12 protein-coding genes are annotated in these 14532 nt (G+C 60.6%); 2 read left to right on the forward strand and 10 right to left on the reverse strand.

Annotated features, from left to right (window positions below):
* Positions 1–29 precede the first annotated feature (29 nt).
* The 6 genes from C9E81_RS03190 to C9E81_RS03215 form a co-directional block, all read right to left on the reverse strand.
* Positions 30–2666, reverse strand: a complete 2637-nt coding sequence (locus C9E81_RS03190) for a DNA translocase FtsK (protein WP_122110842.1) — start codon at positions 2664–2666, stop codon at positions 30–32.
* Positions 2667–2686: 20 nt separating this feature from the next.
* Positions 2687–3880: an aminotransferase class I/II-fold pyridoxal phosphate-dependent enzyme gene (locus C9E81_RS03195; RefSeq protein WP_122110843.1), complete on the reverse strand. Its 1194-nt coding sequence runs from the start codon at positions 3878–3880 to the stop codon at positions 2687–2689.
* Between the two features lie 302 nt (positions 3881–4182).
* Positions 4183–5004: a glycosyltransferase gene (locus C9E81_RS03200; RefSeq protein ID WP_122110844.1), complete on the reverse strand. Its 822-nt coding sequence runs from the start codon at positions 5002–5004 to the stop codon at positions 4183–4185.
* A gap of 386 nt (positions 5005–5390) precedes the next feature.
* The gene (polA, locus tag C9E81_RS03205) at positions 5391–8186 is read right to left on the reverse strand and encodes a DNA polymerase I (protein WP_122111147.1); all 2796 of its coding nucleotides are present in this window, start codon (positions 8184–8186) and stop codon (positions 5391–5393) included.
* A gap of 111 nt (positions 8187–8297) precedes the next feature.
* Entirely contained in the window at positions 8298–8804 is a 507-nt protein-coding gene (locus tag C9E81_RS03210; RefSeq protein ID WP_166461798.1) for a DUF2459 domain-containing protein, read from the reverse strand.
* Between the two features lie 144 nt (positions 8805–8948).
* Positions 8949–9179, reverse strand: a complete 231-nt coding sequence (locus tag C9E81_RS03215; protein ID WP_425010596.1) for a zinc-finger domain-containing protein — start codon at positions 9177–9179, stop codon at positions 8949–8951.
* 91 nt (positions 9180–9270) lie between these two features.
* On the opposite strand from C9E81_RS03215, the gene C9E81_RS03220 reads away from it, so the two are divergent.
* On the forward strand, positions 9271–10194 hold the full coding sequence (locus C9E81_RS03220; RefSeq protein ID WP_122110846.1) for an ABC transporter ATP-binding protein: 924 nt from the start codon (positions 9271–9273) through the stop codon (positions 10192–10194).
* A 10-nt stretch (positions 10195–10204) separates the two neighbouring features.
* Here C9E81_RS03220 and C9E81_RS03225 read toward each other — a convergent pair whose 3' ends face one another.
* Complete coding sequence (locus tag C9E81_RS03225; RefSeq protein WP_122110847.1) at positions 10205–10585, reverse strand: HIT domain-containing protein; 381 nt, start codon at positions 10583–10585, stop codon at positions 10205–10207.
* A 15-nt stretch (positions 10586–10600) separates the two neighbouring features.
* On the reverse strand, positions 10601–12178 hold the full coding sequence (locus C9E81_RS03230; protein WP_122110848.1) for a DUF5928 domain-containing protein: 1578 nt from the start codon (positions 12176–12178) through the stop codon (positions 10601–10603).
* A gap of 169 nt (positions 12179–12347) precedes the next feature.
* On the opposite strand from C9E81_RS03230, the gene C9E81_RS03235 reads away from it, so the two are divergent.
* Positions 12348–13166, forward strand: a complete 819-nt coding sequence (locus tag C9E81_RS03235; RefSeq protein ID WP_122110849.1) for a sulfotransferase family protein — start codon at positions 12348–12350, stop codon at positions 13164–13166.
* Positions 13167–13301: 135 nt separating this feature from the next.
* On the opposite strand, the gene C9E81_RS03240 is transcribed toward C9E81_RS03235, so the two are convergent.
* Positions 13302–13535, reverse strand: a complete 234-nt coding sequence (locus C9E81_RS03240) for an acyl carrier protein (protein WP_076523198.1) — start codon at positions 13533–13535, stop codon at positions 13302–13304.
* Positions 13536–13706: 171 nt separating this feature from the next.
* Positions 13707–14444 (reverse strand): 3-oxoacyl-ACP reductase FabG, encoded by a 738-nt coding sequence (fabG, locus tag C9E81_RS03245; protein WP_341802628.1) that lies wholly within the window; start codon positions 14442–14444, stop codon positions 13707–13709.
* Positions 14445–14532: the final 88 nt, after the last annotated feature.

Here is a 14532-nt window from a genome sequence, read left to right on the forward strand (position 1 = left end):
TATGCCATGTCGTCAAGAAAGCAGTGCCCTCAGATCTCGGGCACCAGCACTTCGCGCTTGCCGACATGGTTGGCGGCGGAAACCACGCCCTGCTCTTCCATCTGCTCTACCAGACGGGCGGCCTTGTTGTAGCCGATCGCCAGCTTGCGCTGAATATAAGAGGTCGAGCATTTGCGGTCCTTGGCCACGATCATCACCGCCTGATCATAAAGCTGATCTTCGCTGTTGTCACTGCCGCCAAGCCCCAGCACCGCATCGATATCCCCGGCCTTCTCGTCATCCGGTCCCTCGATCACGCCGGATTTATAGGAGGGCGGACCAAAGCTCTTGAGATGGGTCACCACCTCCTCGACCTCTTCGTCGCTGACGAAGGGGCCATGGATACGGGTGATCCGGGCACCGTTGCCCATATAGAGCATGTCACCCTGCCCCAGCAACTGCTCGGCCCCCTGCTCGCCCAGAATCGTGCGCGAGTCGATTTTGGATGTCACCTGGAACGAGATCCGGGTCGGGAAGTTCGCCTTGATCGTGCCGGTGATGACATCGACCGAAGGCCGCTGCGTCGCCATGATCAGGTGAATGCCCGAAGCGCGCGCCATCTGCGCCAGGCGCTGGATGCAGGCCTCGATCTCCTTGCCCGCGACCATCATCAGATCGGCCATCTCGTCGACGATGACGACGATATAGGGGAACTTTTCGGGCTGGAACTCCTCGGTCTCGAAGATCGGTTCGCCGGTATCCTCGTCAAAGCCGGTCTGGACGGTGCGCTTGAACAGCTCGCCCTTGGCCAGCGCCTCGCGGACGCGACCGTTATAACCCTCGATATTGCGCACGCCCATCTTGGACATCTTGCGGTAACGCTCTTCCATCTCGCCCACGACCCATTTCAGGGCGACGACGGCTTTTTTCGGGTCGGTCACGACCGGAGAAAGCAGATGCGGAATGCCGTCATAGACAGACAACTCCAGCATCTTGGGGTCGATCATGATCAACCGGCACTCCTCGGGCGTCAGCTTGTACAGCAGCGACAGGATCATGGTGTTGATGGCCACCGACTTGCCCGATCCGGTCGTGCCCGCGATCAGCAGATGCGGCATCTTCGCCAGATTGGTGATGATCGGCTCGCCGCCGATATCCTTGCCAAGCGCCAGCGGCAGAGGCTGCTTGCCGTCACCAAAGGCGCGCGCCGACAGGATCTCGCGCAGCAGCACCATCTCGCGCTTGGCATTCGGCAATTCGATACCGATCACGCTGCGCCCGGGAACGGTCGAGACGCGCGCCGACAGCGCCGACATCGACCGCGCGATATCGTCGGCAAGGCCGATGACCCGCGACGCCTTGAGACCCGGAGCGGGCTCCAGTTCATACAGCGTGACGACCGGGCCGGGCCGCACCTCGGTGATCTGGCCCTTGACGCCGTAATCGTCCAGCACCGCCTCCAGCATCCGGGCGTTTTCCATCATCGCCTCTTCGGAAAGCTGCAGCCGCTCGATGGTCGCGGGCGCGGTCAGCAATGCCAGGGGCGGTTTTTCGTAAGCGGTGTCCGTCTCGTCGAAACGCAGTTGCGGCTGTGCTTCGGCCTGCGCCTGCCGTGACGCCGAAGATTTGCGCTGCGGCGGCACCACGACGCGCTTGGTATCCTGCCCAAACGGGGCGGGTTCTGCGGCTTCTTCCGCCATGATGGGCGGCTCGGGCCGTATATCGTCCTCGGCACCGCCCCGGACCAGCCGCGACGTCACAGCGGCAAGCACCGAGGATTTGGCCGTCCGGTTCCGGATCGCGTCCGTAATCCGGCCCCTGACCTCTTCATCCGAAGGGGCATCGCCCTGATAATCGGCATCGTGATCGACCAGTTCCGGCTCTGGCAGATCATCTGCCAGTTCCGAATAGCCGGCATCCGCATTCCTGCGGCGCTGGAACATTTCGCCACGGAGTCTCGCCTCTTGCGGCTCTGCTGCATTCGCATTCCTGGCATGACGCCGTTCGCGCATCTTCCGGGCAAGCCCGGCAGAGGCCGTCGCCCCATGCCCGGCGACGCGCATTCCCATGTCATAGGCCGTCACCAGCCCGATCAGGAAACGCCGCCACAGGCCGCGCAGCTCGCGCATATCGAAGCCCAGCACGAAGGCCGACGCGCCAAACGCCACGATCGCAACCAGCAAGGCGGCGATCTTGATGCCGATCTGCGCCTTGAACGGGATCACGTTCAGCAGGGCCCCCATCACCATGTCACCGAAATGACCGCCCATGCCATAGCTTTGCTGCCATTGCGCGCCAGGCACCATGCTGCTGCAGTAGACCGAGACCAGAGCCACCGCAATCGGCAGGAAAATCGCCCGCATGACCCGCTCTTCGCCCCGATGCAGCATCAGCCGCAGCCCCCAGACGAAGGCGCCGACCACCAGCATCCACGACCCCTTGCCCGCAATCATCATCAGGGGCGAGGACACATAGGCGCCGAAACTGCCCAGAAGGTTCTGCGCGGGCGCATCGGTCGCCGCCAGGAAGCTGGGATCCTCGGCAGTCCAGCTTGCCAGCATCATCGCGATGAGGATGCCAACGACGATGAGTCCGGCACCGGCCAGTTCCTTGCCCCGTCGCTCCAACGCCGCCTGCGTGCTCTGGTCGAACAGCGGATTGCGGTGTTTCGCCTGCCAGCTTGCCATTCCGTTACCCTTCCCCAGTCTCAATCGTCATCATACAATACCCCGCGCAGCCGGTTCAGCGCGACCTCGGTTTCCTCGGCGGCCGCGACAAGTGCCACGCGGACAAATCCCTTGCCGGGATTGGCCCCCTCCACTTCACGCGACAGATAAGCGCCGGGCAGGACCTGTATTCCCGCCTCTGCCCACAGCTTGCGGGCTGCCTGCTCGCCATCCTCGACCGGCAGCCACAGGAAGAAGCCGCCCGCGATGGGACGGTAGCCGGGGACATTTCCCAGCACCCGGTCGGCAATCGCATATTTCTGCTGATACAGCACCCGGCTGGCCGCGACATGCGCCTCGTCCCGCCAAGCGGCCTCGCTGACGGCCTGTGACGGCAGCGGCAACGGTGCCCCCGCATAGCTGCGCAACCTGCGAATCTGGGCGATATTCGCGACACTTCCTGCCACGAAACCCGAGCGCAGCCCCGGCAGGTTGGAACGTTTCGACAGTGAGTTGAAGATCAATACCCGATCCGCCAGCCCCATCTCGGCCGCTACGGCCAGCGCACCGGGCGGAGGGGTATCGCGGTAGATTTCGGAATAGCACTCATCGGCGAAGATCAGGAAATCATGACGCTCGGCCAATCCGATCAGGGTCTGCAGGTAATCCCGATCCGCGATCGCCCCCTGTGGATTGGCGGGCGAGCACAGATAGGCAATCGCCGTGCGATCCAGCAACTCCGCGGGCAGGCCCGCGTAATCGGGCAGATCGCCGGTCTCGGCGGTAGCCGGCACGAAAACCGGTTCGGCCTGCACCGCCGCCGCCGCGACAGCATAGACCTGATAGAACGGGTTCGGGATCAGCACCGCCGGCCGCCGGCCGTTCTTCTGCTCGGGGCACAGAGCCAGGGCCGCGTTGAACAACCCCTCCCGCGTGCCGTTGAGCGCCATCACCCGAGCGGGCTCGACATCAAGATCATAGCGTGTCCCAAGCCAGCCACAGATCGCATCCAGCAGTCCCGGCATGCCCTCATTCACCGGGTATTTGGCAAGCTCACCGACATGTTCAGCCATCACCTGCGCCACGAAATCGGGCATGGCGTGACGCGGCTCGCCGATGGTCAACACCATCGGAGCCTCTCCGGGTTTCAGCCCGGGTTCAATATCCGACAACAACGCCCGCAAACGCGGAAACGCGTAGTCCGGCAGGTTTGAAAACCGCTCGGGAATTGCCATGTCTGCCTCACTTGCGGAGTCTTTGCCCCGTTATTAACATCAACTTTAGCGTGATCAGACGCTTGCGTCCAGTGAAAGCCGGGCTGAGCGGTTCGTCAGATTTGCCGCCCCGAGCGCATATCAAACGCCAGGCGCAGATCTGGCATCCGCCAACCATGTCAATGAGATGGGAGCATGGGAACTGCGTCGAACCGGGATCATACCGACCGCCAGGGCGTTGAGCACGACTAAAACATGTGCCCCAGGGTCTTATAGCAGGGCTGCGTAAAGTCCGGGAAGAGCATGCGAACGAAGACCGGAGCCTAAGTGGCCACTAAGAACGGGAAGTTTTCTTGGATAATCCGTTCCTGTTGCTTTTGGGGTATTTCCTCTATTTTCTGCTGCTTGATTCTGAAGGGTGTGAGCGCACCTGTATCGTTCTCGGCAAAGTAACTTTGCAGCACCCAGACCGACGGATCCGAAAAGCTTACAAGCTGACGATCAACCCTATTATGCGCCCATTGCAATATGTTCCTTTTGTTATGGCAAATCGCCTGTCCAGCTCCGGTATGTGGAACAAATCGACGCATCAACTTCGTTTCGGTAGCTCCATCAGGTGATACCACAGGCCCATAAATTAATGCATTTGGAAACGTGACTGCGAATGGCCTATGCGCAGGATCGCATACCATCGTTGAACATGCCTCTCGCAGGCGCGAAATGTAATGGCAACTCACCGTGTCGTCGTCATCGAGGCGGAACTGAATAATGGAATCAAGCTCCAAGCCGAACTTCTTGTAGGCCTCTCCAACCGCATGGGGCGATCTCATGACTGGCATCCGGACGACCTCCAGGAACTGGTATCGCGCGGACAGCTTTAATAGCCGATCCAGGTACTTCTCCGGAAGTTCGTCGGATGTAAGAGCAATAAACAGGAAATCCCTGTCGCTCTGGGCGTTCAGCCCTGGAAGGGTCAAGGTTTCGAACGTGCCGAACCTATGCTCCAGACGCTCTTCATCGAATAGCTTTTCCCGCAGGGACTGAATGACCTCTTCCTCAGATTCGGGCGGCAAATTATTGAAGATCTTCCAGTCTCCCCGCCCCAGAAAAGAGAACCTGCATACCCCTACGATTTCCCGCTGCACCTAAAACCTCGAACCATGAACCAACAAGAAGGCAAAATTATGCCCATAACGGCTCATCAAGCAAGCGAAATTCCGCTCAAACCGCGATACTCAGGTGATTGCATCCGCACCTATGTCACATCCGTATCGATGTCGGGCTGACCTTCGCGATCTGCTGGTGGCTTTTATGATGATTACGAGCTTGTCCGGCTTCATCCTTGCGCATCAGCTATGCGAAGATTTTCTAGACGGTATTGGAATGACCGGTCAGATGCGCGACTTGGAACATCACTTATCAAAGGACATGCCGCCCGCCGACGACAGCAGGTTTCCCGCGCAACGACCCATTATCGCGGGCGATGGAACGGACACCAGCCGCACTCATTGGAAAGACGGAAATATCACATTCAATGCGCCTCGGCCCAGTTCATTCCGATACCCGCATCAACGACCAGCGGCACCGCCAGTTTGACTGCAGGCTCGGCGGCAGCTTCCATTACCTGGCGGGCCGTCGCAATCAGATCTTCCGCCGCACCCTCCTCGACCTCGAAGACCAATTCGTCATGGACCTGCAACAGCATCTTCGCGGGCAGGCTCCGGATTGCGTCGGGCATGCGGATCATGGCGCGGCGGATGATATCGGCGGCAGCCCCCTGGATCGGCGCATTGATCGCTGCCCGCCGCGCACCGCCGGCAGCCGGGCCGGACTGGTTTATACCGGGCGTGTTGATGCGCCGCCCGAACAGGGTCCGCACGTAACCAACCTCTTTCGCGTCTGCCACGGTCTTGTCCATATAGGCGCGGATCTCGGGGAAGCGTTCGAAATAGGTGTTGATGAAGGCCTGCGCATCGGCCCGCGGAATGCGCAGGTTGCGCGACAGGCCATAACCCGAGATCCCGTAGATCACGCCGAAATTGATCGCCTTGGCCTGGCGGCGGATCATCGGGTCCATCCCCTCGACAGGCACGCCGAACATCTGGCTGGCGGTCATCGCGTGAATGTCGATACCGTCCTTGAACGCCTGTTTCAGCGCCGGGATATCCGCGACATGCGCCAATATCCGCAATTCGATCTGGCTGTAATCGAGACTGACCAGACGGTGTCCCGGCGTCGCCACGAAAGCCTCGCGGATACGGCGGCCCTCCTCGCTGCGCACGGGGATATTCTGCAGGTTCGGATCGGTCGATGCCAGCCGCCCGGTCTGCGCCCCGGCGATGGAATAGCTTGTATGAACCCGCCCCGTCTCAGGGTTCACATGGCTTTGCAGCGCATCGGTATAGGTCGATTTCAGCTTGGATACCTGCCGCCAGTCCAGGATTCGCGCGGGCAGGTCATGCCCCTCGGCGGCCAGATCCTCGAGCACATCGGCGCTGGTCGAATAGGCGCCGGTCTTGCCCTGCTTGCCGCCCGCAAGCCCCATCCTGTCGAACAGGATCTCGCCCAGTTGCTTGGGGCTGCCAACGTTGAACTTCTCGCCCGCGAGTTCGTGGATCTCGTCCTCGAGTTGCGCCATCTTCTGTGCAAAGGCGTTCGACATGCGTTTCAGCGTCTCGCCATCGACGCGGATTCCCGCCATCTCCATGTCGGCAAGGACCGGCACCATGGGGCGCTCCAGCGTCTCGTAAACGGTGGTCACGCGTTCGGCATGCAGCATCGGCGCGAAATGCTGCCACAACCGCAAGGTCACCTCGGCATCCTCGGCGGCATAGGGGGTGGCCTTGTCGATGGCGACCTGCGCAAAGCCGATCTGCGATTTTCCCGAGCCGATCAGTTCCTTGATCGGGATGCATTTGTGGCCGAGGTAACGCTCGGCCAATTCATCCATGCCATGGTTATGAGTGCCCGCGTTCAGCGCATAGGACATCAGCATCGTGTCGGCGAGGGGGGTCATTCTGATGCCGTGGCGGGCGAGAATCTTCCAGTCATATTTGACGTTCTGGCCGATCTTCAGGATCGCCGGATCCTCCAGAGCCGGTTTCAGCGCCTCCAGCACCTCAGCGGCATCCATCTGCCCCGCCACCCGTTCGGTCGAACCGAACAGGTCGCCATCGCCCTCGACATGCCCTACCGGGATATAGCAGGCGCGGCCCGGACGGACCGAAAGAGACACTCCGACCAGTTCCGCCTGCATCTCGTCCAGCCCGGTGGTCTCGGTGTCGATGGCCACATGCCCAGCCTCGATTACCTCTGCGATCCATCGGTCCAGCGCCTCCCGATCGGTCACGCAGTCGTAACCTTCCACCCCCATTGCGGGCAGTTCCGGCGCGGCGGCGGCTTCGGCGGGCGGAGCGGAAACGACGGCAGGCGCCTCTGCCCCCAGCTTTTCCGCCACCCGCGCGGTCAGGGTCCGGAACTCCATCTGCGCCAGGAATTTCAGCAAGGCATCGGCCTCCGGGTCGCGCACCTCAAGGCTTTCCAGCGTGAAATCCAGCGGTGTGTCGCAATCCAGCTGCACCAGCCGCTTCGAGATCCGGATCTGTTCGGCATGCTCGATCAGGGTCTGGCGGCGCTTGGGCTGCTTGATCTCTTCGGCCCGCGACAGCAGCGATTCGAGATCGCCGAACTCGTTTATCAGCAGCGCGGCGGTCTTGATTCCGATTCCCGGAGCACCCGGCACGTTATCGACCGAATCACCGGCCAGCGCCTGCACATCGACCACCCGATCGGGACCCACGCCGAACTTGTCCATCACTTCGTCGGGACCGATCGCCTTTCCCTTGATCGGGTCCAGCATGTTCACACCCTGCCCGACCAGTTGCATAAGGTCCTTGTCACTGCTGATGATGGTGACGGCCCCACCGGCGTCGCGCGCCTTGCAGGCCAGCGCGGCGATGATGTCGTCGGCCTCGAAACCCTCGGTCTCGATGCAGGCAATGTTGAAGGCGCGCGTGGCCTCGCGGGTCAGTGGGAATTGCGGACGCAGATCCTCGGGCAGTTCGGGGCGGTTGGCCTTGTATTCGGGGTAGATATCGTTGCGGAACGTCTTGGAAGAATGATCGAAGATCACCGCCACATGGGTCGGCGCATCATGGCCGTTCTGATCGCTGACATATTTCCACAGCATGTTGCAGAAACCCGCGACCGCCCCGATCGGCAGGCCATCTGATTTCCGGGTCAGCGGAGGCAGGGCATGATAGGCGCGGAAGATAAAGGCCGAGCCGTCGATCAAATGAAGATGGCAGCCCTTGCCGAAGCCGGTCATGGTCATGGGTGGTCCTTTCACGCTGTCACTGCGTTTTTGACACGAAGACAGGGCGGGGCAAAGGGGCCTTTGCCCAACCCCGACCTTGCCGCTCAGCGGTCCGGCCCCGTTTCAGCGATGCACCGCCAGCGACAGACGCACCGCCCAGGTTGTCTGGGTCCATAATCCGAAACGGCGGCCCGCACGCTTCAGGCTGCGGGAGATCCACTGGTTGCAGGTATTGATGGCGTTGAAATTTCCCTGCGCTGCGAAATACCTGTCTCCCTCCCGCAGCAGCCCCGCGCCCACGGGCTGTGCAAAATCGGTATCGGACAGGATCGACTTGCGCAGCCGCTCATATTCCAACGAATCGAGCTCGATGCTCAATTCGGGCGTATATTCCCCGAACGGCTCGAATCGCATCACCGCCCTGTCGCCTTTTATCGCCCGCCACAGGGCGGACCGGCTAACCTCGCGGTAGCCGCCCACAGTCGTATAGAATTCCCGCGCGCCCCAACCGACAGCCAGCCATCGGGCGGTTTCGGGCAGGTCGAGGGTGGCGAAATCCCGCCTGGTGGCCTTGTCCAGGGGCAGCAGGAAATCCGTATGGATCGCTCCTTGCAACAGTCCGACACGCACCGGCGGCCCCTGCCCCGAAGATTGGCTGACAAAAGGCCCGTCCGGCAATGCCGCCCCTATGACCACCGCTAGAATCCAGCAGATCGGCCCCGCTGCCATGGCAACGGCAAAGCGTTTCAGCCCACGCGGCAACGGGAAACCGGATCAGTGATCACCATTCGCATTGTTGCTGTCCAGCACGAAACGCTTGTCGCAATATCCGCAGTCGACGAATCCCACCTCTGCCGGAATCGCCAGCCAGACGCGTGGATGGCCCAGCCCCACCGCATCATTGCCGTCGCAGGCGATGCGCCGGGTGGTAACGGTGACGATTTCGGGCGCGGGAATGCGCAGTTCCGGGGTAGTCGCTTTCTCAGGCGAGACGGATTCGGTCATGGCTGGCCTTCTTGTCGCGGCGGGCAGGTTCTGTTCTAACCCACATATCGCAGCAACGCCCGCTTTCGCAAGCTCTGCAAGGACCAGCCATATGTCAAATGCCATCGAAATCACCGGCCTGCGCAAGATCTATGCCGCGCAGGGCAACGCACCCGCGAAAGAGGCGTTGAAAGGCGTCGATCTGTCCATAACCTCGGGCAGCATCTTCGGGTTGCTGGGGCCGAACGGTGCGGGGAAATCCACGATGATCAATATCCTCGCGGGGCTGGTGAACAAGACCGAGGGGCGCGTGGTGATCTGGGGTTTCGACCAGGACGTGAACCCGCGCCAGTCCCGCGCGGCCATCGGGGTCATGCCGCAGGAACTGAACATGGATCCGTATTTCACCCCCCGGGCCAGCCTAGACGTGCAAGCGGGGCTTTACGGCGTGCCGAAGGCCGACCGCTGGACCGATGAATTGCTGGAACTGGTCGGGCTAACCGACCAGGCCGAGGCCTACGCACGCAACCTGTCGGGCGGGATGCGGCGGCGGCTACTGCTGGCCAAGGCACTGGTCCATCGCCCGCAGATCCTGGTGCTGGACGAACCGACCGCAGGCGTCGACATCACCTTGCGCGAAATGCTGTGGAACAATGTCCGCAAGCTGAACGAGCAGGGCATGACCATTATCCTGACCACACATTACCTCGAAGAGGCCGAGGAGATGTGCGACGAGATCGCCATCATCAACCATGGCGAACTGGTGGTGCGGCAGGGAACCCGCGAATTGCTGAGCCGTGCCGATGGCAAGACACTGGTCATCGACATCGGCGAGCGGATCGAACTGCCCGCCCTGCCCGAGGGCGCCACGCCGGAATGGCGGCCGGACGGGCGGCTGGCAATCAGCTATCCGCCCTCTCGCATCCGCGCCGATCAGTTGCTTGATGCATTGCGCAACGCCAAGGTGCCAATCATCGATGTGGCCAGCGAGCAGCCCGACCTCGAGGATGTCTTCGTCGAACTGACCCGCGGCTGACGCAAAGCGGTCAGTCGCGCAGGCTGACCATCGGGCCCATCATCCGCCCGCCCATGATATGCAGGTGGAAATGCGGCACTTCCTGCACTCCGTCAGGCCCGGCATTGGTGATCGCGCGGAATCCCCGTCCGCCATCCAGACCAACGCCCTCCTTCGCGATTACTTCGGCGCAAAGCCGCATGAAGCCGGCGATTTCCTCGACCGGGGCATTCGCGGCAAAATCGTCGAAGCTGACATATTTGCCCTTGGGAATCACCAGGACATGGCTGGGCGATTTGGGCGCGATGTCGCGAAATGCCAAGGCATGCTCGTTTTCGGCAACGGTGTCGTTGGGGATCTCGCCGCGCAGGATGCGAGCGAAGATATTCTGATCGTCATAGTCGAGACCCATGGCGTTTTCCCTGACCTAATCTGCGAAAAGATGTTCGGTGCCGGCCAGATCCTGCGCGATTTCAGAAGTGACGTCCAGAAAACGTTCAAGGGCCGTCGCGTTCTGTTCGAGTGACTGGGCGCTTGCAAGAACCTGGAACCTCTCGAAATTCATGTCACGCAGCCGCTCGGCCTCCTGATCCAGATCGGCCCGGACGACGGGCAGCAGACGTGCCGCGACATCGGGAGGTGTGGATTCCCCTGTCAATCCGATGCGCCTCATGTGCCCCTGCAGGTAATCGTCGTCGAACCGGTTATCGATAAACAGGATTCGCGTTTCCGCCTTGTCACTGACAAAATCGGTGATCAGGGACAGCGCCGAAGGATCAATGCACAGCACCAGTTGACGGGTCTCATATTCGTCGAATAGCAGCCGCAGCAATGCGCGCCGGTGACGTTGCCGCTTGGTCAGGCTCGAAGCCACCCCGCCCAGCCAAGGCAAACCGGCCTCCTGTTCGTCGAACACATAATCCAGGGCGGGAACCGTCGTCAGTTCCCTGATCCGCGCCGTAAGCCGCTTGGCGATATGCCATTTCTTGGCGACAATCAGATGCACCACCTGATTGCGTCCCAGATTGCCCTCGCTTTCCCAGAAACGTGGCGCGAAGCGGCGTCCGACACGGCCACGCCCGGTCAGGAAGCGAAAGAGCCTTGGTCCTTCGTCCGAGATCACGAATTCCTGCCCGTCCGCCTGCCACAGAGCTCCAAGCCGCTCCCGCAGTTCCAGCGCCTCGGCACTGATCTTTCGCGCAAACAAATAGTCCTGGCGCAGCAAGAGGTCATAATGATCGTTATAGAAGGTCGCGGGCATTCCGTAATCGGTGAACATCAGGAAAGTCAGCGTCCGCCGGTGAATCTCGGTCTTCGGCACAAGATGCGCAACCAGGGTCTGGAAGAAGGTCTCGTCCGGAATCCAGGTCGTCGCGAAGAATCGCATCACATCGCGCCGTTCCTTGCAGAAGTTCAGCAGGTTCACGATCGTCCGGCGGCGCAGGCACCACCATTGCGAACCGATCATGACCTGCAGATCCGATGGAATGTCACGCTTCAACCCAAAGCGTCTTTGCAGATCCAGACTGGTATAGAACAGCCATTTCTGTTTGCGCTCGCTGAAGAAGTGACGGTAAATCAGGCGCTCCGCCTTGATCCCGGTCTTGATCCAGTCGCTTTCGAAGAAGTCGAAGCTTTCGATGAAATCTCCGTCATGCCGGTCAAGAAATTCATGCGCATATTCCCCCGACTTGATCGGCATGCAGTCACCTGACAGCATGTAGAAATGCGTGGCATCGGGAAACGCCTCGACCGCCGCCTCGACTGCAAGCAGCGTCGCCGCGACAAGCGACCACGCTCCCCAACCGCATTTCAGCCGCTTTGTCGTGAATGTCACACCGGGGTCGTCTTTCAAGGCCGTGTATATGCGCTCGAAATAGCGGTCAGGCGCATTGGCATCGAAATGGATAGACACATAGTCGCCGGTGGTCGTCAGCCGCCGGGCCTGCGCTATGACCCCCTCAGGATCCTTATGAGTCAACAGGATAAAAGCTATCCGTGTCATGCAAAAACTTCACCATATTGCGGCATATCCAACTTCGCGTCGTATAATGCGTTGAAAATCCCCTCGGGGTTTGGTTTCTGTCTGTATCAATTCTGAGTGCGTGAGCAAGCCAGTTGTCGTCAGATGGTGAAAATCGGCCGGTGACAAGAAGAAGGGAAGAGAACCCGCGATGACGTTCCCCGGCGTTTGGATGACCGAAAGCGCAAGCATGATCTACCGGGTGGTGCCGAAATGCGCCTGTTCCACCATCGGGCAGATCATGTTCTACACCGACCATGGCCTCTTCTTTGATGGCGACATTCATGATTCGACCTCGGGGCTGCACAAGTGGTCGCAGGACGAAAGTCAGAAGCGGATCGAACAGATTGTACGGGCCCGCAAGGCGCCCGCTTTCACCTGCGTGCGCAATCCCTATTCGCGTATCCTGTCATCCTTCTTCGACAAGATCGCAGGCATCCAGCGTAACGGGCGCCGCTATCGCGGCAATCTCGTTTCGCAGCTGATCCAGCGTTACGGAATCGATGTCGGCAGCCCGGAAAGCGGTTTCGAATTCGACCAGGTAACCAGTTTCCGCCGCTTTCTGCTGTTTGCGCGTGACACCATCCGCTGGCGCCGTCCGATGGAGCCGGACATTCACTGGGCGGCGATGTCGGGACAAATCGCGACCTTCATCGCCAACGGCGGCCATTACGACAGCATTTTCTTTACCGAGACCTTCAACGACGGAATGCAGCGGGTTCTGGACAAGGCCGAAACACCGAACAGCATCGCTCTCACGGATGTGCCGCGTTTCAACGAATCCGAAGGTCACGGCCCCAAACGGGCCCACAAGATCAGCGAATATTTCGACGACCTGTCGCGTCACCTGATCTGGGAGATATACAAGGACGACTTCCAGCTATTCCGCTATGATTTCGACGATCCCGACAACAGGATGCCGATCGGCGAAATCGATCTGGAAGAGGTCCACGCCAAGCTCGGACGCTGATGCCGGACACGATACCCGAGGGAAAGCGCAGATAAGCCATCCTCGAACAGGTCCGGCCTTGCAAGACAATATGAAAGCGGCGCCTCCAGATGGAGAGCGCCGCCTGTTTTTCCGTCAATCGGGCGAAAAGCTGCCTCAGACAGCGCCCTTGATGAACGTCACCGCATCGCCAACGGTCTGAATCGTTTCGGCGGCGTCGTCGGGAATCTCGATGCCGAACTCCTCTTCGAAGGCCATCACCAGTTCCACCGTATCGAGGCTGTCTGCACCCAGATCATCGATGAACGAGGCAGACTCGGCCACCTTGTCCTCATCGACGCCCAAATGCTCGACAACGATCTTCTTCACGCGATCAGCGATATCGCTCATGTCATATCCTCATTCTCGCGGGCATCCGCCCAATCTTGTTCCCGGGCGACGGCCCGTGCCAGCACAGGGCGGTTTCCCTGCTGCTAAAGGCGGGGATATAGCACCCATTATCCCTCATGCAACCGCTTTTCCAAGCTTTTTGTCGCCGCGTTGCAGCACCGTGCAACTTGTTCAGACCATCGCCATTCCGCCATTCACATGCAGCGTGGCCCCCGTCACATAACCCGCCTCGGCGCTGGCCAGATAGGTGACCGCCGCGGCGATCTCTGCGGGCTGCCCCATGCGTCCGGCCGGGATCTGCCCCAGAATCTTGCTCTTCTGGTCGTCGTTCAGCTTGTCGGTCATCGCCGTCTCGATAAATCCGGGGGCCACGCAGTTCACGGTGATGCCTCGGCTAGCTACTTCATAGGCAAGGCTTTTCGACATGCCGACCAATCCCGCCTTGGCAGCGGCATAATTGCCCTGCCCCGGATTGCCCGTCGCGCCCACCACCGAGGTGATATTCACGATCCGTCCCCATCGCGCCTTCATCATCCCGCGCAATACCGCCCGGGACAGTTGGAAAACGCTGGTCAGGTTCACGTCAAGAACCTGGCTCCATTCCTCGTCCGACATCCGCATGAACAGGTTATCCCGCGTGATCCCTGCGTTGTTGATCAGGATATCCACAGACCCCATCGCATCCGCCGCCACCTTGGGCAACGCGGCGACAGCATCCGCGTCCGCCAGATTCGCCGGCACCACATGCGCCCGCTCACCCAGTTTCACGGCCAGATCCTGCAGCGGAGCCTCCCGGGTTCCCGACAATGCAACCGTAGCGCCCGCCGCATGCAAGGCCTCGGCAATCGCACCACCAATCCCACCCGACGCGCCGGTCACCAGCGCATTCTTTCCCGTCAAATCGAACATCCGAGTCCCTTCTTCTTCATGCAAATATCCTCTGGGGGTCGCCGGTTGGGGCGCCACTGGTTCGAGAACCAGCCGGCGACGGGGGCGA

The sequence above is a fragment of the Paracoccus alkanivorans genome (assembly GCF_003697785.1).
In the GTDB taxonomy this organism is placed as follows: domain Bacteria; phylum Pseudomonadota; class Alphaproteobacteria; order Rhodobacterales; family Rhodobacteraceae; genus Paracoccus; species Paracoccus alkanivorans.

Excerpts from the sequence above, each read along its gene's own strand:
- C9E81_RS03215 (WP_425010596.1), bottom strand. The coding sequence starts at position 9,179 with ATGACCGAATCCGTCTCGCCTGAGAAAGCGACTACCCCGGAACTGCGC.
- C9E81_RS03240 (WP_076523198.1), bottom strand. The coding sequence starts at position 13,535 with ATGAGCGATATCGCTGATCGCGTGAAGAAGATCGTTGTCGAGCATTTG.
- polA (WP_122111147.1), bottom strand. The coding sequence starts at position 8,186 with ATGACCGGCTTCGGCAAGGGCTGCCATCTTCATTTGATCGACGGCTCG.
- C9E81_RS03230 (WP_122110848.1), bottom strand. The coding sequence starts at position 12,178 with ATGACACGGATAGCTTTTATCCTGTTGACTCATAAGGATCCTGAGGGG.
- C9E81_RS03225 (WP_122110847.1), bottom strand. The coding sequence starts at position 10,585 with ATGGGTCTCGACTATGACGATCAGAATATCTTCGCTCGCATCCTGCGC.
- C9E81_RS03235 (WP_122110849.1), top strand. The coding sequence starts at position 12,348 with ATGACGTTCCCCGGCGTTTGGATGACCGAAAGCGCAAGCATGATCTAC.
- fabG (WP_341802628.1), bottom strand. The coding sequence starts at position 14,444 with ATGTTCGATTTGACGGGAAAGAATGCGCTGGTGACCGGCGCGTCGGGT.
- C9E81_RS03195 (WP_122110843.1), bottom strand. The coding sequence starts at position 3,880 with ATGGCAATTCCCGAGCGGTTTTCAAACCTGCCGGACTACGCGTTTCCG.
- C9E81_RS03220 (WP_122110846.1), top strand. The coding sequence starts at position 9,271 with ATGTCAAATGCCATCGAAATCACCGGCCTGCGCAAGATCTATGCCGCG.
- C9E81_RS03190 (WP_122110842.1), bottom strand. The coding sequence starts at position 2,666 with ATGGCAAGCTGGCAGGCGAAACACCGCAATCCGCTGTTCGACCAGAGC.